The organism is Mycoplasmopsis mustelae, assembly GCF_004365095.1.
Classification (GTDB): domain Bacteria; phylum Bacillota_I; class Bacilli_A; order Mycoplasmatales; family Metamycoplasmataceae; genus Mycoplasmopsis; species Mycoplasmopsis mustelae.
In genome coordinates, this window is sequence record NZ_SOCN01000002.1 from 35,241 (window position 1) to 61,434 (window position 26,194).

24 protein-coding genes and 1 riboswitch are annotated in these 26,194 nt (G+C 28.7%); of the genes, 14 read left to right on the plus strand and 10 right to left on the minus strand.

The features are described from left to right. Position 1 precedes the first annotated feature (1 nt). A complete protein-coding gene (locus BCF59_RS02535; protein ID WP_166666795.1) occupies positions 2–526 on the plus strand; it encodes an HNH endonuclease in 525 nt (174 codons plus the stop codon). Here BCF59_RS02535 and BCF59_RS02540 read toward each other — a convergent pair. From BCF59_RS02540 to BCF59_RS02550, 3 genes are read right to left on the minus strand one after another with little or no spacing between them, the layout of a single operon-like run. After that, complete coding sequence (locus tag BCF59_RS02540) at positions 518–874, minus strand: hypothetical protein (RefSeq protein ID WP_134110945.1); 357 nt, start codon at positions 872–874, stop codon at positions 518–520. The two genes, BCF59_RS02535 and BCF59_RS02540, sit on opposite strands and share 9 nt — an antisense overlap. A 50-nt stretch (positions 875–924) precedes the next feature. Continuing rightward, positions 925–1,380, minus strand: a complete 456-nt coding sequence (locus BCF59_RS02545) for a hypothetical protein (RefSeq protein ID WP_134110947.1) — start codon at positions 1,378–1,380, stop codon at positions 925–927. A gap of 1 nt (position 1,381) precedes the next feature. After that, on the minus strand, positions 1,382–2,050 hold the full coding sequence (locus BCF59_RS02550; protein ID WP_134110948.1) for a hypothetical protein: 669 nt from the start codon (positions 2,048–2,050) through the stop codon (positions 1,382–1,384). Between the two features lie 173 nt (positions 2,051–2,223). On the opposite strand from BCF59_RS02550, the gene BCF59_RS02555 reads away from it, so the two are divergent. The 7 genes from BCF59_RS02555 (at position 2,224) to BCF59_RS02585 (ending at position 8,657) form a co-directional block, all read left to right on the plus strand. Then, positions 2,224–2,865, plus strand: a complete 642-nt coding sequence (locus BCF59_RS02555) for a beta/alpha barrel domain-containing protein (protein WP_134110950.1) — start codon at positions 2,224–2,226, stop codon at positions 2,863–2,865. Further along, positions 2,865–3,491, plus strand: coding sequence for a hypothetical protein (locus BCF59_RS02560; protein WP_166666796.1), 627 nt, complete (start codon positions 2,865–2,867; stop codon positions 3,489–3,491). Before BCF59_RS02555 ends, BCF59_RS02560 begins: the two co-directional genes overlap by 1 nt. 666 nt (positions 3,492–4,157) lie before the next feature. After that, positions 4,158–4,460 carry a hypothetical protein gene (locus tag BCF59_RS02565; RefSeq protein WP_134110953.1) on the plus strand — a complete coding sequence of 101 codons (303 nt, stop codon included), beginning with the start codon at positions 4,158–4,160 and terminating at the stop codon, positions 4,458–4,460. A gap of 2 nt (positions 4,461–4,462) precedes the next feature. Then, complete coding sequence (locus BCF59_RS02570; RefSeq protein WP_134110955.1) at positions 4,463–4,915, plus strand: PTS sugar transporter subunit IIA; 453 nt, start codon at positions 4,463–4,465, stop codon at positions 4,913–4,915. Then, positions 4,905–5,180, plus strand: coding sequence for a PTS sugar transporter subunit IIB (locus BCF59_RS02575; RefSeq protein ID WP_134110957.1), 276 nt, complete (start codon positions 4,905–4,907; stop codon positions 5,178–5,180). The genes BCF59_RS02570 and BCF59_RS02575 overlap by 11 nt, the downstream gene beginning before the upstream one ends. 8 nt (positions 5,181–5,188) lie before the next feature. Next, positions 5,189–6,724 (plus strand): PTS ascorbate transporter subunit IIC, encoded by a 1,536-nt coding sequence (locus BCF59_RS02580; protein ID WP_134110959.1) that lies wholly within the window; start codon positions 5,189–5,191, stop codon positions 6,722–6,724. Then, positions 6,717–8,657, plus strand: coding sequence for a transketolase-like TK C-terminal-containing protein (locus BCF59_RS02585; RefSeq protein WP_134110961.1), 1,941 nt, complete (start codon positions 6,717–6,719; stop codon positions 8,655–8,657). Before BCF59_RS02580 ends, BCF59_RS02585 begins: the two co-directional genes overlap by 8 nt. A 79-nt stretch (positions 8,658–8,736) precedes the next feature. Here BCF59_RS02585 and BCF59_RS02590 read toward each other — a convergent pair whose 3' ends face one another. Together BCF59_RS02590 and BCF59_RS02595 are read right to left on the minus strand one after the other, a co-directional pair. Next, entirely contained in the window at positions 8,737–9,654 is a 918-nt protein-coding gene (locus BCF59_RS02590) for a 1-phosphofructokinase (RefSeq protein ID WP_134110963.1), read from the minus strand. Continuing rightward, positions 9,654–11,747, minus strand: coding sequence for a PTS fructose transporter subunit IIABC (locus BCF59_RS02595; RefSeq protein ID WP_134110965.1), 2,094 nt, complete (start codon positions 11,745–11,747; stop codon positions 9,654–9,656). The genes BCF59_RS02590 and BCF59_RS02595 overlap by 1 nt, the downstream gene beginning before the upstream one ends. A 166-nt stretch (positions 11,748–11,913) precedes the next feature. Between BCF59_RS02595 and BCF59_RS02600 the strand changes: the two genes are divergently transcribed. Next, positions 11,914–12,858 (plus strand): hypothetical protein, encoded by a 945-nt coding sequence (locus BCF59_RS02600; RefSeq protein ID WP_208317611.1) that lies wholly within the window; start codon positions 11,914–11,916, stop codon positions 12,856–12,858. Further along, a complete protein-coding gene (locus BCF59_RS02605; protein ID WP_134110967.1) occupies positions 12,858–13,430 on the plus strand; it encodes a restriction endonuclease in 573 nt (190 codons plus the stop codon). Before BCF59_RS02600 ends, BCF59_RS02605 begins: the two co-directional genes overlap by 1 nt. Before the next feature lie 228 nt (positions 13,431–13,658). Here the strand turns inward: BCF59_RS02605 and BCF59_RS02610 are convergent, their stop codons facing one another. The 3 genes from BCF59_RS02610 to cypl all read right to left on the minus strand — a co-directional run bounded on the left by BCF59_RS02610 (position 13,659) and on the right by cypl (position 17,639). Further along, on the minus strand, positions 13,659–15,086 hold the full coding sequence (locus tag BCF59_RS02610) for an ABC transporter permease subunit (RefSeq protein ID WP_166666797.1): 1,428 nt from the start codon (positions 15,084–15,086) through the stop codon (positions 13,659–13,661). A gap of 226 nt (positions 15,087–15,312) precedes the next feature. Further along, entirely contained in the window at positions 15,313–16,155 is an 843-nt protein-coding gene (locus tag BCF59_RS02615) for an ATP-binding cassette domain-containing protein (protein ID WP_134110971.1), read from the minus strand. Then, complete coding sequence (gene cypl / locus BCF59_RS02620; RefSeq protein ID WP_134110973.1) at positions 16,155–17,639, minus strand: ABC transporter thiamine pyrophosphate-binding lipoprotein p37/Cypl; 1,485 nt, start codon at positions 17,637–17,639, stop codon at positions 16,155–16,157. Before cypl ends, BCF59_RS02615 begins: the two co-directional genes overlap by 1 nt. Before the next feature lie 969 nt (positions 17,640–18,608). Continuing rightward, positions 18,609–18,773: riboswitch (Lysine riboswitch) on the plus strand. A 92-nt stretch (positions 18,774–18,865) separates the two neighbouring features. On the opposite strand from cypl, the gene pepF reads away from it, so the two are divergent. The 4 genes from pepF (at position 18,866) to BCF59_RS02640 (ending at position 23,316) form a co-directional block, all read left to right on the plus strand. Continuing rightward, complete coding sequence (gene pepF / locus BCF59_RS02625; protein WP_134110975.1) at positions 18,866–20,695, plus strand: oligoendopeptidase F; 1,830 nt, start codon at positions 18,866–18,868, stop codon at positions 20,693–20,695. A gap of 53 nt (positions 20,696–20,748) precedes the next feature. Continuing rightward, positions 20,749–21,195 (plus strand): DUF3899 domain-containing protein, encoded by a 447-nt coding sequence (locus tag BCF59_RS02630; RefSeq protein ID WP_134110977.1) that lies wholly within the window; start codon positions 20,749–20,751, stop codon positions 21,193–21,195. A 150-nt stretch (positions 21,196–21,345) separates the two neighbouring features. Then, positions 21,346–22,716 (plus strand): dihydrolipoyl dehydrogenase, encoded by a 1,371-nt coding sequence (locus tag BCF59_RS02635; RefSeq protein WP_134110979.1) that lies wholly within the window; start codon positions 21,346–21,348, stop codon positions 22,714–22,716. 90 nt (positions 22,717–22,806) lie between these two features. After that, entirely contained in the window at positions 22,807–23,316 is a 510-nt protein-coding gene (locus BCF59_RS02640) for an adenine phosphoribosyltransferase (RefSeq protein ID WP_134110981.1), read from the plus strand. 294 nt (positions 23,317–23,610) lie between these two features. Here the strand turns inward: BCF59_RS02640 and fusA are convergent, their stop codons facing one another. Continuing rightward, positions 23,611–25,701 (minus strand): elongation factor G, encoded by a 2,091-nt coding sequence (gene fusA / locus BCF59_RS02645; RefSeq protein ID WP_134110983.1) that lies wholly within the window; start codon positions 25,699–25,701, stop codon positions 23,611–23,613. 21 nt (positions 25,702–25,722) lie between these two features. Next, on the minus strand, positions 25,723–26,193 hold the full coding sequence (rpsG, locus tag BCF59_RS02650) for a 30S ribosomal protein S7 (protein ID WP_134110985.1): 471 nt from the start codon (positions 26,191–26,193) through the stop codon (positions 25,723–25,725). Between the last annotated feature and the right edge of the window lies 1 nt (position 26,194).

The window sequence follows — 26,194 nt, forward strand, 5'->3', positions numbered from 1 at the left end:
TATGACTATCAATTGAAAACACCCTTATCATTCCACAAAGTGAAAGAAATTAAGAGATCAGCATTTAAACAAATTCCCCTACTGCATTCAGTGCTTTAATACCTTAAACTTACACGTCGACCATATCATCGAGCATCGTAATAATGAGGCTTTTTTCTTAGACGCTTGCAATCTGCAAACACTTTGTGCGCGTTGTCATGGTGCTAAGTCGAAACAATTTCAAAAGTTAAAATCGTGCGAAATTAAAGATGTGCGAGTGTATTTGGTCTTTAATACTGCGAATGGGTTAAACTTGGATGATGTCTATTGACTAAATAAACAAATTCATCAATATATAAATCAAGGTGACTCTTTTGTGTTTTATATCGCTAATGAAAATCTTAATTATCAAAGAGCAAACAACTTAATCGAGTTTTTATTCCGTTTTTTTATCGCTTTAAACTTTGTGTCTTTTAATATCGTTTTAAATATTGAGACAAAATTTGATATCGTTGAAAATATTAAGAAACGAATGCAATTAACGTAAATGTAGCAAATGCTGTCAGCGTGCTTGCTTTAAATACCTTATCACCCTTCATTTTGAAGGTTTTTTTATTTTTAATCGCTGCAACACTCCCTTATTGCTATCAATTGCTTTAATATGAATGTTGATAAACTTTTCAAATTCACTTTTTTTAGTGTGTTTGTGAAATTTTAAAAAATCATCAATCGCATTTATTGTTAATGTCCTTGTTTTAGTGCTTTGTTTTATAAGATTATGTGTGTTTTTATCAAATTCAAAATCATAAAAATCAAGGCGCATCTCTTTATAATTTAAGACTGCAAACACGAAAACGGGTCGGAGGCATCTATCTATAACAAAATTAAAGTCCATCCCGTCTTTATTAAGTGTTGCGATGTCTATTTTTATATATTTAAAAATTCTTATATTTTCACCTCTTTAATGTTTTTGTAGTTTTTGATCAATAACTTAAAATAATTTTTTAGACCAATCTCGGTAATGTATTTATGTAAATATGCGATGATATTGATTCGTGTTGCTTGTTTGGTTTTAAAATTAATGTGATAAATAAAATCAGGGTGTTTGGTGATAAGTTTTTTATTTTCTTTATTTAGTAAATCTAATCGTGTGTCTAAAATTCATTCTCAGCCCGGTTTGATGTTGTTTCAAAGGTTTTGTTGTTGTAGTTGTTCAATAATTCAACCATTAAAGGCATGATGTTTATATTCTCCGATGTGAATTATTTTTAAAAGGTCGACTTTAGAAAGTTTGCGTAGTTTGATTAATTGATAAAGTTGAATCGGTGAAGGTTTGACTGTTTTATTATTTAAATTTCAAAAAGTTAACACCGGGTGATTTTGATAGAAATCTTTTAACATCTTAAATAAATCAACTCTTTCAATAAGTGTGCATTGCTACTAAATTTATCACAATAATAAAATCAAAAAGTGCCTCACAAATAAACTTTTTAAAACTTTGTTCGTTAATGTTGGCTAAAAATGAGTTTTCGTTAATGGTAAAAATTAATTTATCGTAGAAATCAATAAATCTTCACTTTTTGTTATGTGTTATTCCTTTATTTACTTCTGCAACCATATCATCTAAAAATGGCAAACATATGTTGATCATTTCTTGTTGGTGTGGTTTAATTTCGCGGATGTATGCTTTTAAGAAATTAAGAAAGTGACTAAAACTTATTAAATTTTTAAGGTATGTATTAGTAAGAAAAGTTAAATATAATGTATCTAAGTTATCAACGAAATCATCACATCAGATGTTGTCTAATTGATACATTTCATCATTAATTTCTAAATTTAAACGACTTTTTAACTTTGATGTATTAATTGCTAATAATTGTTTTAATACTCCATCGCATAAAAATGTTTTTGAAAAATTGCGCTCAAATTCACTGCTTTCGGTTTTGCTACACATCAAAAAGAGGGACTGGTATAAATCGGAGAGTTCGTTTTCTTTGAATATTTTCTTAATTGTTTTTTTGTTGGTTCTGAATAAGTTTTTTAATTCTTTTCAGGTTACTAATGTATTCATAATAAAAAATCCTTCTATTAGTTAAATCTAAGTAATTAGACTTGTTTAATAAAAGGATTAATTGTGTTTAACTTAATGTCTGATGGTAATATATATATATATATATATATATAGGCGGAAGATTCTATGATTTATATGGGTAATCATAAGTTGCTAACTTTAAAAGGAGATTTATGAAATATTCACAATCTTTTTGCGCTATTAACACCTTTAATTCAATTGATATTTTAGATAAATTAATTAAAAATGGCACCAAACATATTCATATAGACTTTATGGATGGCTATTTTGTTGATAATTTTGGTGCAACTTATCAACAAGTAGAATTTTTAATCAAAAGATATCCAAATGTTCATTTTGATGCACATTTAATGCTTGAAAAGCCATTAAATTTTATTAATAAATTAGTAAATTTAGGTTTTCATACAATATTTTTACCGTCCGAAAGTGTTAATATTAAAATATTTAAACAACTCTTAAATGATTATCCAACAACAACTTTTGGAATTATGATCGAAGCAAAGGATCACCCAAAAGATTTTGTTGAAATTATTAATCTTTCAACAAAAATTCTTGTAATGACAATCAATATTATCGGCGGAACAGGTCAAGAACTTAATTTAACTTTATTAAATAAAGTTAAGGAAATTAAGGAGATTAAACATAATATCATAGTTTTTAGTGATGGTGGTTTAAGAAAACACAATGCAAAGGATTTTTATATAAATAAAGTAGATATTGCTGTTGGTGGTTCCATTATATTTTCTTTTGAAAAAATTAAAGAATTCAGTACTTGATGAAAGGAAAATTTTTAATGAGCTTCTTAACAATCATTATTTTTGTGTTGGGAGGTATCTTATTTTGCATTTTAATTGGTGTGATAATTTGACGAATTTGACTAAAATACAATAAAAAAGATGATTTAAATATACAAAACTACGTTGGTTATACTTCAAAAACTACTATAGAAAAATTAAAAATACTAAATGCCTTAAGTAATGCAAAGGTTTTAAGTAATATCTTAGTTAAAAACCCTTTCGCTAAAAAGAAATACACTTTATTTTCTGCCATTGTAGTTTCTGAACATAAAATATATATTTTAAGCGATATTTTAAAAAATAGCAAATTCAAATTAATCATCAATAATAATGGCGCCTTCATAGAAAACAAAAAATTGATCAAACAAGACAAATGAGAAATATTTTGATTAAAAGAAATGAGTGGTTGATTAGATCGCCGCTTTAAAAATCAATATGAAATAATTATCTTTTCCGATGAAAATTTAAATTTTAAAAACGTGAAAAACCAAACAACTTATCGAATTATGAATTTGAATGAAATTAACGATGAAATCATCAATAACAAAAACAAAGAAATTAACACTGAAAAAGTAACAGAAATTTTCTTAAAAAATAATTTATTTAATGAAATTAAGAAGTAATTACTATGTTTTATCTCTATGGACTTTTTATGTTATTTGGCATTTTACTGGTACAACTTTTTATTCATTATGTTTATTCATATAATTTAAAAATAAAATATTCAAAAATCAGTATTATTTTCCAAAAACCATTAATTCCTTTAATTCAGAATTCACTACAAAATAGATATAAAAGTAGTTTTTCAATTAGTCTTAAACATAATTATTTTAAAGATTTTTTTAATGTATATAAACATAAAATCTATCTAAATGATGATTTTTTAAACTCTAATATATATTCATTAGTAAATTTAATTTTTATCAATGAATCGTCAAAATGAATCACCATTAAAGATCAAAATTACCAATTGGTAAACAAAATTTTAGCTATATCTTTTTTAACTTTGAGCTGAATTTTATTACTTATAAGCCTATGAGTCAGTGCATTAGTATTTATGTGTTTATTTCTAATCATCATTTTGGTAGATTTTTTATGAAATTACAGAAAATTTCAAAATATTTATTTAAACAGCAAAAATTATCTCATTTCGCATTATCATAATCAAAATTTAACTCTAATATTAAGTTATTTAAAATACAAAAAGTTTTTCATACTTCAAAAATATCTAACCTTTTATACCCAAATTATCACTGAATGCATTAAAACATTTAAAAAATGAGGTCAAAATGAATAAAAGTCGCAATGAATTAATTGAACATTTAATATATAAATATGAATTTCAACAAGAATACTTAAACTCCTTAAATGACGAACAACTTTTATCTTTGTACAACCAAAAAGAAAATGAATCATTAATTTTAGCTAAAAATCCTAATAAATTCTTTTACATTAAATCATTACCAATTCCTAAAGATGTTAAACCTAAAACATCCGCAAAAGCAGGTAAATGAATTTTTATCGCATTTATTGTAATGATTTTGCTTTTGTTTACATTATTTATGATAGTTGCTTTTATTAATAATAGGTAAAAATGAAATTATTTGATCCAAAAATGATTATATATCTAAGCAAAGAAATCAATTGAAAACAAGCAATTCATTTAGGTGTAAAAATGCTAGTAGATAATCAAAAAGCGTCTTTTCAATTAGAAAACGAAATTTTAAAATCTACTGAAAAATTTGGTGCTTATTATGTTTTAGAAAAAGGAATTGCACTTTTACATGCTCCGGCAGGATCATATTGTTATAAGCCTGCTACTTCTACCTTAATTTTAGACAAAGAAATTATTTTTAACAATCAAGCAGATAAAGTTGCAAAAATTATCATTACTTTATCTGCACCGGATAATGATTCGCATTTTGATTTAATCGCTGAATTTGCTAAATATTTTGGAGATACTAATTTTAAAGAAAAAGTATTATCTATTTCTTCATTACAAGAATTTTTAGATTTAATTAAACAATGGAGTAATAATGAAATTTAAATGTGTATGTGGTTCTGGTTTAGGTTCCTCACTTCTATTAGAAATGAACGTCAAATCAGTACTAGACTCATTAGCTATAGACTACGAATCAGTAGAACATACTAATATCTCATCATTCGATAAAAATGACGCAGATTATGTAATTGTCGGTGCAGATGTTGCGCCGGTTTTAGATTTTCCACAAGATAAAATGGTAGTTTTAACTAACATTTTATCTAAAGATGAATTAACAGAGAAACTCAAACAACTTTTAAAATTAAATTAGGAGTAAAAATGGCTTTTCTATTTTGAATGCTTAACTTTTTAAAAGCATTTGTTGGAACTCCGGCTTTATTGGTTGGTATTTTTACTATGATTGGTGCTTTAGTACAACGCAAAAAAGCATCTCAAGTAGTAATTAGTACTTTTAAAGTAATTGTCGGATTTATAATTTTAGGTGGCGGAGCAGGAGTTTTAGTTGGTTCGTTAAATCAATTTCAACCCGTGTTTCAATCCGTATATTCGTTAAATGGAATTATTCCAAATAACGATGCATTTGCAGGAGCGTTAGCTACTGCACTACCGTCCATAGCAACTTTAGGATCAATTATTATGATTGTTGCTATGTTATTAAATCTTACATTAGCGCTAACATCTCGCTTTAAATACGTATATTTATCAGGACATGTATTATATTATTCATCATTGATGCTAGCCGCAATTATGTATGTCATTGGATTTGATTTTGCTAACAAACCAGGTGATTTTGTATTAGCATTATTCACTTCCTCTGCTCTTTTGGCAATTTATATGGTAATCTCACCACACACACAGCAAAGATATATGCGCTTAATTATCGGCAGCGATGAAATTGCTTTAGGTCATACTGGCGGATTTGGTTATGCGCTTTCTGGTTTAATTGGTGAAGGAATTAACAAACTTAAGAAAGGCAAGGTTTTATCCACCGAACAAATCAAGTTTCCACAATCGCTCTTCTTTTTTAGAAACACCTTAGTTTCTATATCAATTACGGTATTTGTGTTTTATTTAGCAGCATTTCTACCGGGTGGAATTTTATATGAAATCGGTAAGATAACAAAAGACAACTCGCCCGCTGCATATGCTGTATTATCCAAAGGAAATTGAGTAATTACGATGTTCGTGCAAGCGTTTACATTTACTGCTGGAGTGGAAATTATTTTGGCTGGAGTAAGATTATTTGTCGGTGAATTAGTTCCAATGTATAAAGGATTTAGTGATAAATTAATTAAAAATTCTAAAGCAGCAGTGGATTGTCCGGTAGTATTTCCATATGCTCCAAATGCTGTAATAATTGGTTTTATTTCTTCCTTTTTTTCCGGTATAATAGGTATGTTCATCACAATTGGACTTGGTAAAGCGTCATTAATCCCTGCGGTTGTACTACCTGGCTTAGTTCCACACTTCTTCTTAGGTGCAACATCTGGAGTCTTTGGAAATGTTAAAGGTGGAATTTGAGGTGCAATTATTGGACCATTTATCGGTGGTTTAATTATTACCTTTATTCCGGTGTTCTTTGTACTTGGTAATTGAGCACCAACTAACTCCAATGCATTAGGTGCTTTAATTGAAAAAACCAATGATTTAAATACTTCAGTTACTTCACTGAACTGAGGAGACACCGATTATCTCATTGGGTACATTCCAGGATTACTTGGATTAATACCAAAAGCAGGTAAATATGTTGCCTTTGGTGTAATTATTGCTGGTTATCTCGCTTTAGTCACAGATGGACTGATCAAACAATTTGTTTTTGACAAAAGAAAGAAGGATAAACTCCAAAATGCATAAAAAAAACTTTACTCATAAAGATTTTATCGCTAATATGCGCGCAATCGCTATCGATGGAATTAACAACGCCCACCAAGGCCACATCGGAATGGCATTGGGTGCTTCTGAAATTTTCTATACAATGGTAGGTGAAGTTTTAAAATTTTCACCTCAACATCCAAGGTGAATTAATCGTGATCGCTTTGTTTTATCGGCTGGACACGGTTCAATGGGACTTTATTCGCTTTATCATTTAATGGGACTTTTAACTTTAGATGATATTAAACAACACAAATTATATAATTCTAAAACACCATCACATCCTGAAATTGAAAAGCTAGAATACGTGGATGCTTCAACCGGACCACTAGGTCAAGGGTTAGCAATGGCAGTTGGAATGGCTCTAAGCAACAAACATTTAAGTGAGCGTTTTAATCAAAAAAATCATAAAATTTTAAATCACAATATTTTTGTACTTTGTGGCGACGGGGACTTGCAAGAAGGTGTTGGTTTAGAAGCAATTGCCTTTGCCGGAACCAATAAATTAGACTCTTTAATCATTGTGCATGATTATAACAATATGCAAATTGATACTTCGGCAGCTGAAGTTAATAATATTAACCTTGAGAAATTTTTCCAAGCAGCACACTTTAAAACAATTATTTTAAATAATAATCGCCCTGAAAGTATTCGGCGTGCAATTGAACAAGCAAAAGAAAGTTTACGCCCTACTTACATTCAGGTTCCTACTACTATCGCTTATGGAACTAAAGTTGCCAACACTCCAAAAGGACACAATGGAATTTTAGACCCTAAAGCAACAGTAGAATATAAAGAAAGTTTAGGACTAACACATACTAAACCTTTTGAATATGATCCTGATGCTTATGAATTTGGTGCACAATTAATAAAAGCCAAAAATACTTTATATAGCAAATGAGAAAAAAGATTCGCAAAATATAAAGAAGAATTTCCACAATTAGCAGCCGAATTGCAAACTATCATTAATAAAGAAAAAAACTTTGATTTTAAAGGATTTAAATTCAAAAAAACTAATACTGCTACCAGAGATTATGTTGATGAAATTATGGTGTATTTAGATACACACCATAAAAACTTTTTAGGTGGTTCGGCGGATTTAAGAGCTGCTACAAAAGTTGGATTTAACTCAGAGCGCAATATTAAATACGGAATTAGAGAATTTGCGATGTTTGCAATCAATAATGGAATTAACCTACACTCAGGAATGCCTGCTTTTGGTGCAACTTTCTTAGTTTTTGCCGACTATGGTAAAGCTGCTTTAAGATTAGGTTCAATTATGGAATTGCCTAATATTGCTGTATTTAGTCATGATTCATACCAGGTAGGTGGTGATGGTCCAACACACCAACCGGTAGAACAAGTCGGTACTTTACGTAGTATTCCAAACTATTTAGTTTTCAGACCAGCTGATGAAAACGAGATGTTAAACTCATTTAAATATGCATTAGCATTAAAATCAACACCATCAGCAATTATTACCACTAGACAACCAATTAAATCATTCAACTTGCAAAAAGATGAGTTTAAAGCTGCATATTTTATTCACAGTTGTCAAAAAGCACAACTTAACTTGTTAGCTAGTGGTTCAGAAGTAGAATTAATTTATAATGTAAGTCAAAAACTAATGGAACAAGGAATTCATGCTAATGTTATTTCTGTTCCATCATTGCAACTATTACTTAACAATGAAGATTTAATTAAAGAATTAGGTTTGAATAAGTTACCTAACTTTGCAGCGGAAGCAACAAATGATCCTTTATGATTTAAATTAGCACAATTTAATAAGTTTGATGCGCATTTAGCTAAGGAGTTTGGACACTCTGCTCCGGGGGACTTTGTTTATGAATTAAATGGTTTCACCGTTGAAAACGTCTTAGCAAAAGTAAAAAGTTTTTTACTAAAATCTAAATAAGATTTTAATCCTTATACATTGTATAAGGAGTTTTATTAAAAATCGTTTACTACTATGAATAAGTAATAAACGATTTTTATTATTCCTTGATGATTTCAATTTTGATGCTATCGTAATTTGCTTGAGTTGTCGTTTCATTTCCTAACCATAGATCAGATACCGTAGCTAAAGCAGCTGCTGAGGCGCGTTTTAATGATACCACTGCATCATTTGTTTTGATATATTCTGCAGCAAAAATTGCAGTCATTGTATCGCCTGCACCAGCGGTCGAAACTGGTGTAATTTTCTTTAAATTACTTGCATAGAGAATTTGATTGTCTTTGGTAAATAAGTATGAACCTTCACCCCCTAATGATACAATCACATTTTGTGCACCATATGCTTTCAACTCATCAACACAAAGCTTGATTTCGACAAAATTATTTAAGGTTTGATTTGGAAATAATTTTGCTAACTCATCAATGTTAGGTTTAATTAAATAGGGCTGATATTTTAACAAATCAAAGAAGTTTTTGCTTTCTACGTCTAAAACAATTTTAACTTGCTTTTTATAACAAAATTGTAGAATTTCTAACAAATGTTCTTCTTTTGCAGTGCCCATTAACATAAAAACATCATTAGATTGCATTTTCTCTAAGATTTTTAAAACCTTTGATATATGTTCTTGATCTAAATCGGCTCTTGGCCCATTTAATTCAAATGAAGTTTTATCAGACATAAATTTTATATTCACACGTGTTTTATTATTAACAGGAATATTCAGGATATATAATTTTTCTGCATCAAAAACATTCTTTAAATCTAAAAAAGTTTTTGAATCAAATAAAGTGATTGCAACATTATCAATTCGATGTCTTGATAAAATAATTGAAGCATTAATTCCTTTTCCGCCTGCAAAAGCATGCATTTGTTGATAACGATTTACTTTTGAAACTTGAAATTCATTTCCTTTAATCAACAAATCTAATGATGGCGATAAGGTTAGAGTATAAATCACTATTTAGCTACCTTTGCTTTTTTAAACTTGAATTTATTACTTAAATTTGGATATTTTTTATTAACAAAGTTAACCAATCAAATAGTACCAGCAGATGCAAAACTTCCTACTAATAAAGCAATGATAAAGAATAATACCCCTAAACCAATTGATAAACCTAAATTATCTTCAATCAATGATGTTTTAGCTAAAAATACTACGAAGATTCCACCGTGTGGAGCAATGATATTTACACCTAATAGTGCAGAAACCAATCCTGCCACTGCGCCACCAACTATGTTAGCTGGAACCATCACTTTTGGATTTTTGGAAGTATATGGAATCGCACCTTCAGAAATAAATGAAAGTCCAAATAAGATATTTGACCATTTTCCAGCTTCGCGGTCTTCTTTACTTCAAAGCTTTTTAGAAATAAACATTGATAATGCAATTCCAAGTGGTGGTACCATCCCTGCAATCATAACTGCCGCCATTGAAACGGTGCTAGTTCCGGTCGCAATAGATAAAGTTCCAAAAATATAAGCTGATTTATTAATTGGACCACCCAAATCAGTAGCCATCATTATCCCTAAAATCAACCCAAGTAATCATGCTAAATATGGTTTTGATTCAAAGAGCTGTAAAAATAGCACTAATCCTAAATTAATATAAATTAAAACTATATTAACACCTCAAAATAAAATCGCAATCGCCAAAGTACCAAATAGTGGTAAAAATAAGATATTTTTAATTCCTTGCATTGTTGCGGATAATTTTCCGAAAATGTATTGAGAAAACACAATTACCATTGCTGCTGCAAAGAATGCACCAAAAATTCCGCCGACAAAACCGGAACCAGTTCCTAAAAATGTACCAGCATCATTAACACCAGATGCTACAATACTAGGTTTTAAGAATGCATAAGTCTCAGATAATTGTCCGCTTGCAATTGCCCCGATAATAAATCCAGGTAGCAGACCTTGGCGACCAACTAAAGCATAAGTTATATAAGCCGCTAACACTGGTACCGCTAGTCCTAAACCAATTTTACCAATTTTAAAGATAATGTTAGAAATAGCTGAATTAAATCCAAAACTCTTTAAGAAATTTTGCGAATTTAAATCAATTCCTTGTGAAGCACCAATAATCATATCAATGACAAATGCTACCGCAAGCATAATTCCACCAAAGATAATAAATGGTAGCATATGCGAAATTCCGCTCATTAAAGAACGCCACATTTTTTTACCAAAACCATCAAATGTCATTGCTGCTTCGTTATTATCATTACTTTTGGTAACTCCATTAAGTTTTTTACCTTGTTTATTAAGTACTTTAGTAATTTGTTGCTGTGGTTGATGGATGGCTTTCTGTGTTGAGATTTCTAAGACATTATCACAATTTGCAAATCTGGTCTTCTCAATTTCGCGATCTACAGCTAAAATCACTCCCTTAGCTTGCTTGATTTCAAAATCTGTAAGTTTATTATCCACACCTTCAGCGCCTTGTGTCTCTACTTTTATAGAAACATTCATCTTTTTGGCTTGCTCATAGAGTTTCTCTTTAGCCATAAAAGTGTGCGCTATTCCTGTTGGGCAAGCTGTTACAGCAACAATGTCAAAATTTTTAGCATGAACATTTTCAACATCTTTAGATAAATTTACTTCATATTTATCAATTAATCTGAGAAATTCATCTGCACTTGATACTTTTGTAAGCTCTGCTTTAAAATCTGAATTAATTAATAAACTTGATAATTTAGACATTATTGATAGGTGTGCATTTTGCCTTTCATCTGTAGATAAAGCAATTGCAAAAATATAATTTACCGGTTGTTTATCAAGTGAATCTCAATTTAAATCTTTAACTTTTGCAAACATTAAAGTGTTTTTTAAAACAACCGATGAACCAATGTGAGGCATCGCAATTTGTTCACCGATACCGGTTGAACCTTGATTTTCGCGATCTATAAAAAGTTGATAAGTTGCTTTTACATCTGATACATATTTTTTGTCATAAAGTTGCTGACTTAAAAACTCAATTGCTTGTTGTTTAGAAGCAAATTCATTATCAATAAAAATAGTATCTTTGTTAAATAAACTATTTATTTTCATTTAGTCCTTTCTATTAAATTAAATATTTTAAAATTATATATGAACTAAGACAGAAAATAACACTATATATAAAATTTAAAAATTTGTTACTTGAAAATAATACTAATTGAATAAATATTTATCAAATACAAGTATAATATATTTGCATTTGATAAAGGTAGGTATGATGAATAATTTGAAATATGTTAATGGTAAATCAATGTTAATCAATATTAAAAATCACTTAGACCAATACTTTACAAAACATGCAATAGCTTCTGAATTATTCGAAAAAACCAAAAAAATTATTAAAAAATATGAAGAAAATAATTTAGAAAAATATCTCTGGATCGAACCAAGCACCGGCGAAGGGTGTTTTTTAGATTTGTTACCAATTAACAAAAGAATCGGCATTGATATTGATCCAAAACGAGACGATGTTATTAAATCAGATTATTTAAAATATAAATTACCACAACAACCATTTATTGTTATCGGAAATCCACCTTTTGGTCATCGCGGGGTTTTGGCGCTTGAATTTTTAAATTATTCTGCCAATGCAGACTATGTGTGTTTTATCTTACCAATGTTTTTTGAAAGCAAAGGTAAGGGAAGTATTAGATATCGTGTAAAAGGTTTAAATTTAATTCACAGTGAGGTTTTGCCTAAAAATTCATTTTATACGCTCGAAAATAAAGATATAGATGTTAAATGTGTGTTTCAAATTTGATCAAAAAATCACATTAATAAAACTTTATCTACCTTTAATTGATATTCCTTAGGTTCAAAAAATCCATTTAAAAAATATTTGGATGTTTATACAGTTTCAACAGCAAAAAGCAGAGAGTGTGGCAAAAGATGAATTTTTAAAGAGAAAGCAGATTTTTATTTGGCATCAACTTTTTTTAAAGAAAATAAAGTAGTTTATGATTTTAATGATGTGAAATATAAAAGTGGAATCGCAATTAAAATCAATACAAAAAAACCAGAAGAAATCAAAAAAATTAAAAACCTTTTAATTAATGCTGATTGAACTAAATATAGTTCGCTCGCTACTAATTCTTGTAGACATATCGGAAAAAGTCATATTTATGATCTTTTGTTAGATAATGATTTTAAGATGGAGATTTAATGGAATTTGAAAAGATTTTACTGGACATTATAGAAGAAAAATATAAATTTTTAGGATTAGATAAAAAGAATACAAACAATATATTTTGAAAGATAATTGAGTTTGAAGGAAATGCAATTGGAAACATCGGAGAAAAATTTGTTAAAGAAATCTTAAAAAGGTTAAAGATAGAATTTGTAGAGAATACCGATAACAAGAGCATTCACAATGAGTATGATATCCATATACAAAAACCTAAAGAAATTTTACTAGAAATAAAGTCCGCAAGACTAGGAAAGAAAAATTTAACATTTCAATTTAATGGTATCAATCCAGATTATAACTATGACTATTTAATATGCATCGGTATTTCTGAAACACAAGCATTTTATAAAATAATTAGCAAAAGGGATTTCATATACATTCATCAAAAAGAAAATCGTGGTCATTGAATAAAAATTGATGGTAAAAACAAAAAATTAGTCGAAATGAATCCAGATAATAAAGTAAATTACAAACTGACATTACATAAGAGTTCAATGAATGATATTTCAAACTTCGCTGAGGAATTAACAAAATATATTTTTAAATAAAATTACTATAAAACAACAGCAAAAATTAACTTAAAATATAATTACATATTTCTTTAGTGATTTATCTGTGGCTTATGCTACAACATTTGTGTATCAAAGCTTGTATTTAAGTATGCGTATATATTTGGATAGGCTATCTGTTTATTAAGCATAAGATAAGTGCACAAAGCTGGATAGAGTCCGCTTAAGTAATTAAGGAGATTTTTTAAAATAGATAACACTCGCGCGCTATCTATTTCACTTAGAAATTTTCAAAAGACTTTTTGTCGTAAATAGCTTAATCTTTTCAAAAACTTCTCTTTTATATAATAAAAATAAGATTTCAAAAATTGCATAAATTAAAAATGCTGGTAGAAATGCTGGTCCAATTTTTTCATATTCTGAGTTTTTAATATATTCATTAATATATGCATATAAGACAACATTACTAAAGATTCCAAATGTTATAAAGTTTCTAAAAGTTCCTTCGCTCTTGAATAAAACTAATGATACAATTGCTTTTTTATACATTGGTAGTAAAAGATTTCAATAAATATAAAAATTGTTATACCCAAGCGATTTTCATAATTGTACTTTCGATTTATCTATACGGTTAATAACTTCTGAAAACTGCTTTGTTAAAGACCTAAAAGTAATAATAATAACTGCAATAATAATTGCTGTATCTTTATTTAGCAATGAGTTAAATAAAATAAAAAAGACGATAACCGGAATTGCTTTTAGTAAGACAACAATCACCTTGAAAACGAAAGTAAAATGCAATTTATATAATTTTTCACTCATAAATAATGCATATATAAGTGATAAAAAGTACGAAACATAAACTACAATATAAGTTTGTTGAAAAATTTTTCAATAAGAAAGATACAAATTCGGGTTTTCTTGCACCCCGCTAAAATCTCAATTAAATAAATTTTGTAATCAAATTCTTAATGATATGGTATTTGCACTAGTTTTAGAAATGTCTGCAAAACTAATAATAACGATAATTAAAAAGATAATAAAAATTGTTAATTTAATGAGCTTTTTAAAATTATATTTTCAACTTTTTGGAGTATTGATATCAGGTTTATTAATGTCGCTAGCAACAAATAAGTATTTATTAAAAAAGATTAATAATAGTTCAAAAAAGATAATAACAACTACAATGTAAAAAATACTAATTCCGTAGTATTCAATATTATTCGGATAAGTATTAAAAAGTTGTCCAATTCCATAAATTCCAATTGAACCTAAAATTGAACTTCATCTGATGTTAGTCTCAAGTGTAAGCAGTGAATTCATTATGAATTTGTTTTTATTATTTAAAACAATATTTTTATAAAAACTTTTAAAACGCGGCATTCCTTGATGAATATCCATTCAATATTTTTGAGTTGAAGTAGACTCAAAAATATCACAAAAATAGCGATGCAAATAAACTCATGAAGTAAATCAAAAAATCATAAAAGCTATCATTTGGCCTTCGTAGGCAGAACCAAATATCATGATAAAAATCAAAACAGGCAAAGAGCGCAATAGAATAATTAAAAGCCGAATACATCAGGTTCATCAATTACGTTTTCATAGATTTAATGAACTAAAATAAGCAGTAATAAAAGCTAAAATTAAACCTATAAAACTACCACTGAATACTGATTTAATTGTTATTCACATTAAATTCAAGTTTATATATCATAAATTCAATACATTATCATTATTAATAACAACAATACTTTTAAAAGAAAATAATTCTTTTAAATGTGTAAAAAATAAATTTGTTCCTGTTTTAGTTATATAAAAATTGAAAGTATGTAAAAAATATATAAAAATCAAAAATAAAGCTAAAGTTACAAACCATTTTAAGATAGTTTTTTTAGTTAATTTTTGATGAAATTTTTGTCTAGTCAAAATACAACCTTAATTCATCTAAATCGTATTCATTAGGATGATATATTTTTTGTATTTTTCCGTCCTTGAGAGCAATAATTTTATCCATATACTTAACAGCATCGTTTAAGTTATGTAATGCTACTACAATATATTTATCGCTTTTAATTTTTTGTAAATATTCAAAAACTAATTGTGCATTAGTAATATCTAAATTTGATGTTAATTCATCACACAGCAGAATTTCGGGATCGTTAATTAAATTCAAAATTATTGCAAAACGTTGTTTTTGTCCAGCAGAAAGCTGCTCAACTGGTTTAAAAATATAATCTTGCATTCCAAAATATTCACACATTTGATATAAATTATCTTTTTGTTGTTTAGTTAAAATTTTTAAAAATTTGTAAAAAGGGTTTTTATATTTTTTAAAAGTTAATTTAAAGTTAGTATAAAAATCAATAGATGTAATCAAATTGTCATCGGGTGCTATATAATTAATTTTTTTCTTATATTTTTTAATTTCTGCTTTACTAAAATATTCATTTAAAGTATTTTTATATAGTTTTACGACGTTTTTAAGAGAGCTTTGTTTAAATAATTTTTTAAATTTGGTAAAATAACCTTTAAAATCATTTTTTTTATTAGTTTTTTTGATTTTAACAACTTTTTTGTCGTTATACCAAAATTCACCATCTTTAATTAAACTAAAATCAAAAAATGCTTTAAGAATGGTGCTTTTACCAGTTCCACTTTTTCCGATTAAGCCTATTATAGAATTTTTTTTCACATGTATACTTACATTATCTAAAATAACTTGGTCACTATATTGTAACACTATATCATTAAATTTAATCATTATCTATCTAATACTTCTTTAGCAATATTTCAAAATTCAGATTCAACATCTTTAATTTCAAAATAACCAAAAAATCCATTTGTTATAGCACCAATATCTTTATGTTCTTTAGATAATTTCATCATAACTTTAGAAATCACAGAAATTACATTTGGATCAACTTCTTTACCAAAAACTCCTACAAAATACGGTAATGCTTCAGTAACTGTTAATACTTCTAAATTTTGATTTGGTCTTAAGTCCTTATTTATAAAATAAGTATCTCGTCCATCCGCTTTATATGGAGTTCAAGCTCATGAGGGTATATTATCAAAAAAGATATGTTTGTTTAAGTATTGAGCTTGATGAACTCCTTTAATTGAACCTGTAGTTATATTGTTGTGATGTTTGCTATTTACATCAATTTGATATGTCTTTAAATCTCTAAATTTTTCTTTAAAATGTTTCTTTAATAAACTGTTTTGTAAAATATATTTTGCACCGGAGTTTGAATCACCAGTAACTATTCCATAACTTAAAAATGTATCCCAGTCTCTTTGATTTCAAGCCTTTTTAATTGCAGCACGTTGTGCTTCGGTACCAATCAAAATAATTGAACCACGATTGTACGGAACTAAATTATCTCTATTATAAACATCCTGATAAATAGAACCATTTCAGTGATAATCATTATTTCATTCACTTCTAGGTTCACCATAAAAAACTTCATTAACATTACGAGCTATTTTTGTTAAATCATCATTTCAGCTTCCATCGCTATATTTACCATTTATTGGATTTTTAAAATCAAATTTAATATCGCCACGAAATTGACGTGCTAAAGTCTGTAATTTAATTTGAAAACCAGCATTAATAATATCGTTTTTTTTATCTCATAAAAAACCAGTAGGCAAAAATGCCATATCAGCTTCTTTTTTAACTAAATTATCATATGAAGCATTAAAATTTTCGGCCCCATAAAACTGAATTTTTACCGTTAGTTTATTATTAGAGTTTTTTAATAAATCGTTGATTTGTTTTTCAGCTTCTTTTCGAACTTGTTCTTGTGTTTTGCCGTTTAAAGCATAACTTTGTGGAGTTGAAAATGTTAATTTTAAAGTATGTTCTGTTGTAATTAAATTTTTTGGAATTTCTATTTGTTCTGTCCCGAAATTTGAATTAGTTAAAAATTTATCACCTATACCTCGATAAAATTCTTTAGTTAATTGTTGCACCAACTCTTTAATTTGAGAATTTTGTCGATAGATTTCATTTAAAATCACATCTTGTTTAGTTGCTTCTTTTTCGACTTTTGCTTTATTTAAAATACTTTGATATTTGTTTAATTCTGCGGGTGATAAAGCAGCTTCTAATGCATTAATTTGATTTGAATATAACGCTTTTTGTTGCGATTCAGTAGTTTGATTTGTTCCACATGAAGCAGCAACTAATAAAGTTGGTGTAAATGAAATAATTGCAATTTTCAATAGTTTTTTCATTTTCATATTCTCTCCTAATATCAATGTTTAAGACATCAAAAAACTCTAAAAGAGATATTGAATTCATTAATCCTATTAATTATAAAACAAAAACAAAAATATCACCTAAATTAGTAATTTAAAAGTATTAAAAACATGAAACTACACAAATTAGCGCCTTAAAACATTAAATTTGGTTTTAACAACTCGCAACACTACCTCTCTAAGTGATTTTTTAAAAACTTTTCATAAATAAATTTAGGCACCGAAGAAATATAAGAAGCATAAGTTAAAATAAATTCTGATAATGTTAATTTTTCAATTAGTTTATGACTTTGATTTGATAAAACTAACAATTTTATAGATTTTATATTTTTCAAGCGGATTTCTTCAAAGAAATTATTGATTTAATTTTCATTTTTAATTCCTACAAATTTCAATTTATACATTATTTTTTAAAATCTAATTTAATCATTCCGATTCATAATTTCTAGTTTTTTTAATTTTATATTTTAAAATGCAAATTTAATATTTTGATTTACTTCAGAAATTAATAAACTCTCACTTAAATAAACATTTTCATTTAAAAATCAGCCTGATAATCTTTATAAAATTCCAGTTTTTTTAATTTTGATTAAAACTTATCATCACAAAAAAAGATAATGTGGTAGTAGAAACACTTAATTTAAATAAAAATGATTTAAGATTTTCATAATCAACAAAGAAATAAAATATTAAAAAATTAAAATTCTAGTATTTCAGTGAGGTTAACATATTAGCTTCTTTGCTTTATTATAAATTTAGTAACCAAAACAATAAAAAATTTTATTTTATAAAATATTTTGATACAATTAATTTTATGAAAAAAGGAAAACAACAAGTTATTATGACTAATATTAACAGTTGAATGTATATTATCAACCGTTATTTTTAGTCATAATCTGTTGTATTAATATAACAGATGAGACGATAAAAAGAGTTCAAATCTGTTATAGATACTACTATAGAGGAGCTTTTAGCAATAGTAATTAACCTAGTGGGCATGCAGAAGTTAATGAAAGGGTATAAAAGCCGAAACTAAGATAATGGCAGTTATTTTGGTTGGTAGAAAAACATAAAAGATTTCTACTCTTTGGATTTTCCATTGGTGCTATAGATTTACAGTTCATTAAAGTTAATATTTCACTTTAAATTAAAAAAGTCTTGTAAATCTACAGTTTATAAGACTTTTTTCATAACTTTTAGGAGTAACAATGAATGCAAAGCAATTTAAAAATCACAGCGATGTTCCTGAGGAATATACTTGAGATTTAGAAGACATTTTAAAAGGCGATTCGATTGAAAATTTAATCGATAAATATCATAAGGTAAGAAAAGAAAGAATTTTAAATAAAGATAAAAAATATGAAAATATTGAAGCATACTTAAATGACGTAAAATTATCAGAGCAAGAAACAATTTTATCATTTAAGATAGATAACTACATTTCCAACCACTTAAATACTGATTTAGTTAATGCAAAATTTAAAAAATTAGAAGCTGAATTTCAATTCTTAAATCATAAATTAAACACTACGTTCGGTTCAGAAACTAACAGATTTTATGCAAATATAGAAAAAATGAAACTATGAATGAATGATCGAAGATTAGCTTCATATCGAAGACAAATCCAAGATGAAATTGACGAATATGAACATAAATTAGACGATAAGGTTGAAGAATATATCATCAATAGTTCGTTCGGATTTCCTAGTCCGCATAATACATTTAGTATTTTAAGCAACAGTGAGTTGGATTACGGGATAGTAACAAGTAAGACAGGCAAAAAGATTAAACTCAATCCGGCAATCTATTCTAAATTATTAAAGTCAAACGACGAACAAGTTCGTAAGCAAGCATATCACAATTATTGAAACGCTTTTATTAAACACAAAGACACATTTGCAGAATTGTTATTTCAACACTTTAAAAGCATCACTACTGAAGCAAAATTACGTAAATATACCTCTGCTGTAGCGATGTTAACTTCAAAAGACAAGGTAACAGATGAAATTTTGAAGAAGCTCTTTAGCAAGGTTTCTGAAAGTAAACAAATATTAAAAAAATACAAAAAATGAAGTGATAAATTTTATCAAATCAAATTTAAATCTAGGCGTCAACTATGAGACTATTCACGTGATTTAGTAAGTGTAAAAACTTCTTACACAGTCTCAGAAATGAATGAATTAGCCAAAACAGCACTAAAACCATTTGGTCAAGAATATCACCAACAAGTTTGTAAAGCCATCGATGAAAAATGAGTGGATTATATGAGCACCGACACCAAGCGTGGTGGTGCATATAGCATCGGTGGAACCTATGGTATAGATAAAAAATACATTTTAATGAATTTTGAAGGAACGCTAGCTAGCGTTGAAACTTTAGTGCACGAACTAGGTCATTCAATGCATTCGTATTTTTCTGATACTAGACAAGATTTACAAAATTCAATGTATCCAATTTTTTTAGCTGAAATTGCATCAATTTATAATGAATTTATGTTAGCTGATTATATGTTAAAAACTAGTACTGATAAAAAATTAAAATTTGAAATTTTAAACTCTATGATTCAAGGATTTATAGGAACCGTTTTAAAACAAACAAGTTGAGCTAACTATGAATACGATTTATATAATGCAATTGCAAACGGCAGTGTCTCAGGAAGTTTTGATTCAATTAGCAAACTTTATTACACTAATAGTCAAAAATATACCTTAGTTCCACAAAAATATTCTGTTCAAACAAGTATTCAATCCATTTATGTTCCACATTACTATTATGGATTTTATGTTTATAAATATGCAATTGGTCAATTAGTTGCTACCTATTTCTTTAGAAAATATAAAACCCAAGGCAAGACCGCGTTAGATGACTATATCAACAACTTTTTAAGTGCCGGAGGGAATGATTATCCACTTAATATACTTAAAAAAGTCGGTGTAGATTTAACTACTGATAAATTCTACGATAATGGTTTAACTTTCCTAAAAGAATTAGTTGATGAATGATTACAATTAGGAAAGGAAATTTTTAAAGTAAAATAAATGAACTTTTTACAAAGTTCATTTTTACAATAATAATATAAACAAGGAAAACAATGAATAAGTGATTTAAAAAATTTATGATACATACTAAATACCAATTACAAAGCACACGATTTTGAATAATTAACATTATATACGCATTAATTTTTAGCATTATTGTGGTTGTTTGATATTTTACAAAAGGTAATAAACAACTTTTAGATTCTTTTACTGCCGCTAGTATCATAATTTTTTGTTTAGTACTATTTATCTTGATTTTTAAATGAGGTTTTTTAGAAAGAACAATCCAAAAATTCAATGAAAATCAAAGTATTTCTAAAAAATACTCCGAAGAACGTAAATTAGCTAAAATGGACGCAATAGAACGTAAAATATATTTAGAACAAAAACAAAACAAACATAAGCAAAAACATAAACCAAAATCAAACTATGTTTTTTATTTAAATCTCTTTATTTATTTAATTGTTCTTATTATAATCATTATTTTAAACTATGTTTAAGAATATAAATTTTATATTTATTAATTTAACCAAACAACACTACAAAAACCAAAAAACGCATAAAAACTCAATTTTTTATGCTTTTTATTTGCTTTTTAGTTTTTAAGATATAAAATTATTGTTATAAAAATTATATAAAGAGGAGGATATATGACAAAGTATGATGTTGTAGTTTTAGGTGCCGGGCCAGGTGGATATACCCTTGCAGGAATTCTATCTAGCAACGGACTTAAAGTTGCAGTTGTAGAAAAAGAAGATTTAGGCGGAACATGCGTGAACAAAGGATGTATTTCCACAAAAACACTAATTAAGTCTGCTAAAGTTTTAGATACCGTAAAAAATGCTGAAAAATACGGAGTCCAAGCACATTTACAAGGGTTTGATTTTGCTACTATGCAAGGCAGAAGAACTTCAAATAAAGAACTTCTAAACGGTGCAATTGAAAACTTCTTAAAAGGTGCTAATGTTGATATTTTAAGAGGTGAAGGAAAATTAGTAGACGCACATTCATTAATGGTAAATGATACTAAAGTTTCATTTGATAAATTAGTAGTTGCTACTGGTTCAAAAAACCGTACTTTAACTGTTAAAGGCGCACAAGAAGGATACCAATCAGGATTTTTAATTGACTCAGAACAAGCTTTAAAACTAACCGAAGTTCCTAAGCGTCTTGTGATCATCGGCTCAGGTGCGATTTCATTAGAATTTGCTTACTTTTATAGCACATTAGGAAGTAAGGTTACCATTTTATCAAACACTAAATTCTTAAGCAATTTTGATTCAATGGCTGCCGCTGCAGTTGCCGGTAGTTTAAAAGCTAATGGAGTAGAAATCATCGAAGAAGCTAACATATCAGAAGTTAGAAAATCGGAAGTAGTATTTAAAACAGGAGAACAAACACATATTCTTGCGGCTGATAAAGTTTTAGTTGCTATTGGTAGAGTTGCAAACTTATCAGGATTGGATGCATTAGGATTAAAATTGAATGCAAAAGGTTTTGTAGATGTTTGCGAACATATGAAAACTAACATAAGCAATGTGTATGCTTTAGGTGATGTAACTGGATTAATGATGTTATCAACTGTCGCTTACAAAACAGCAGATGTAATCGCTAAGGATATTTTAAAATTCAAAGATAATGAAACCTTAATGCTAAATCACGTTCCATGAGCTATTTATCTAAACCCAGAATTAGCTGGTGTTGGTAAAACTGCAGCACAATTAACAGCTGAATGTGTTGAATTTGATGAAGTGGTAGTTCCTGCGAAAGCGCTTCCAAGATTACATGCTGACGGACAAGCAAATGACTTAGGATTTATTAAATTCTTAGTTTCAAAAACAGATGGACAAATTTTGGGTTGCTTTATGTTTGTTGAAGGTGGTCACATTTTAATCAATCAAGTAGCATTCGCTATGCATCAAAAAGTTACATTTAAGCAACTTCAAGAATCAATTTATACCCACCCTACAATTGCTGAGGCTTTATACTACTCATCAAGAAATGTAGTATTTAAAAAATAACACTAAAAGTAGATACACAAAAGCACATCATTATATGTGCTTTTGTGTTCTTTTGAAGGTAAAATTATGGGAATGGTTTATAATTTATTTATGAATATAAGTAAACTAATTAGAGATATACCTAATTTTCCAAAAAAAGGAATTTTGTTTAAAGATATCTCTCCACTTTTAGCCGACGGAGAAGCACTAAACTATACTATTAATCAAATTGCAAACTTATGTAAAGATGTAGACATCATTGTTGGTCCTGATGCTCGTGGCTTTTTATTTGGAACACCTGCGGCCGCATTTTTAAAAAAACCATTTATTATGGTGCGTAAACCACATAAACTACCAGGTGAAGTAATTTCTATGCAATATAATTTAGAATACGGACATAATACTTTAGAACTACAAAAGGGTTTTGTAAAAACAGGACAAACTGCTGCAATTGTTGATGATGTTTTAGCTACTGGCGGAACAACCAAAGCAATTATTGATTTGTTAGAATCACAAGGCGTAATTGTTAAAAAAGTTATTGTATTATTAGAGTTAGAAGAATTACACGGAAGAAATCTTTTAGGCGAAAAATGTCAAGTTAATTCATTAATTAAAGTTTAGAAAAATCATTCCAAAACATTATTCATGTTTTGGAATTTTTAAACACGGCAGAACAAACACATAGCTACACTACTGCGTTATAATTTCTTAATATATTACATCTATTTTAATTGTAAGTCCAAACAGATTTGTTTTAATTATGATGCATCATATTCATTAAAAAGAAAATTATTTTCGCTTACAAAACTAGATATTTATTTTCCTATATTTCTAAAAATACAGAAAAATTAAAACACGAACACATCTGAATAGTGTTCGTGTATTTTATTAATTGAATGAATCTAGAGTCTAATATTAATCTTCATCTTTAGATTGAATATTTCTGCGCTTAATGATTTCGTCAGCGATGTTTTTTGGTGCTTTTTCATAGTGATCAAATTGCATTTGATATGTTCCACGACCACTAGTCATAGATCTAAGTTCAGTTGAATATCCGAACATTTCCGCCAATGGAACCATTGCTTTAACCACAACTGCTCCGTCATTTCTTTGTTCTTGATCATTTACTAAACCTCTACGGCGTGATAAGTCACCAATTACATCTCCCATATGATCTGAAGGAACAACTACCGAAACATCCATAATTGGTTCTAATAATACTGTACCAATCAAATCTTTAGCTTTTGTAAGTGCTTTAGAAGCTGCGATTTTATAAGCCAATTCAGATGAATCGACATCGTGGTATGAACCATCGAACAAAGTTGCCTTAATATCAATCATTGGATAACCAGCCAAAATTCCAACTGCCATTTTCTCTTCAAGTCCCTTTTGGATTGATTTAATGTATTCTTTTGGAATTTTTCCACCAACAATTTTATCTACAAATTCAAACCCTGCATCTGGATTTGGCTCAAATTTCAATCAAACGTGTCCATATTGTCCTTTTCCACCAGATTGTTTAATGTGTTTTCCTTCCACATCGGCAGTTTTAGTAATAGTCTCGCGATATGAAACTTGAGGTGCCCCAACTTTTGCTTGTACACCAAATTCACGTTTTAGACGATCCACAATGATATCAAGGTGTAATTCACCCATTCCAGCAATAATTGTTTGTCCAGTTTCTTCATCAGTATATGTTCTAAAAGTAGGATCTTCGGCTGCCAATTTTTGTAATCCTAATGATAGTTTTTCGGTAGCAGCCTTTGATTCTGGTTCTAAAGCTTGCGAAATAACTGGTTCAGGGAAAATCATTTTTTCTAAAACAATTTTTGCACCTTTTTCGTTTACTAAGGTATCTCCTGTTGTTGTATATTTCAATCCAACCGCAGCCGCGATATCACCGGCACGACATTCATCAATTTCAACACGACTATTAGCATGCATTTGCAATACACGACCGATTCTTTCCTTTTCTCCTTTAGTAGAGTTAAATACATAACTACCTTTACTTAAAACCCCACGGTATACACGGAAAAATGTTAGAGATCCCACAAATGGATCGTTCATAACTTTAAAAGCTAAAGCTGCAAATTCTCCTTCATCGGTTGCTTCTACATTAATTTCTTTTTCATTGTCATGTGCCTTAATCGCAGGAATGTCAAGTGGCGATGGTAAATAATCAACTACAGCATCAATCATCTTCTTCACACCTTTGTTTTTAAACGATGTTCCACACACAACAGGGAAGAATTCTGAGGTTAAAGTTGCTTTTCTAATTGCTTCTTTAAATGAAGCAACATCAACATCTCCGCCCTCTAAAACAGTCATCATCAAGTCATCGTCAAATGCAGCAACCGCTTCTAATAATTCTTGACGTTTGATTTCAACTATATCTTTTAAATCTTCCGGAATTTCAGTTGCAAACTCTTCTTCTTGTGGTTCTCCGTTATATGTAAATGCCTCTCTAGTTACTAAATCTACCAATCCTTTAAAATTTGATTCAGCACCAATAGGTCATTGAATCGCCACTGCATTTCCGCCTAAACGTTGTTTTACAGATGCAACTGATGCAGCAAAATCTGCTCCGGCTTTATCCATTTTATTTACATAAACAATACGTGGTACTTTATAATTGGTTGCTTGTCTTCAAACGGTTTCTGTTTGTGGCTCAACACCTGATTGAGCATCTAAAACAGCTACGGCACCATCTAAAACGCGCAATGAACGTTCAACTTCAACTGTAAAATCAACGTGTCCAGGGGTATCAATGATATTAATTCTCTTCCCTTTTCAAAACGCCGTTGTAGCAGCAGAAGTAATGGTAATTCCTCTCTCTTTTTCTTGTTCCATTCAGTCCATTTGTGAAACTCCATCGTGAGTTTCGCCGATTTTGTGAATTTTACCTGTATGAAATAAAATTCTTTCGGTTGTTGTGGTTTTTCCTGCATCAATGTGGGCCATAATACCAATATTACGGTAATCTTTTAAATCATAATCTCTTGCCATATTTAAATATTCAATCCTGGATTATCATCTAAAATGCGCAAAGGCACGGTTGGCTTCTGCCATCTTGTGTGTATCTTCGCGTTTTTTAATAGCTCCACCTGTTTTATTTGATGCATCAATAATTTCATTTGCTAAACAAATATCCATTGTTTTTTCGTTTCTTAATCTAGCATATTGCACTAACCATCTTAGCGCTAAGGTTTGTTTTCTACGTGTAGGAACTTCGGTTGGTACTTGATAATTAGTTCCACCAATTCTTCTAGTACGAATTTCTAATTGTGGGGTAATGTTTTCAACCGCTGCTAAAAACACTTCCATTGGGTCTTTATTAGTTTTATTTTTAATTAATTCAAACGCTGAATATAAAATATCTTGTGCGATTGATTTCTTTCCGTCAAGCATAATTTGGTTAATTAATTTTGTAACAACTACTGAATTAAAAACTGGATCTGCAAGTACTTCACGGATTGGTGCACTTTTCTTTCTTGACATA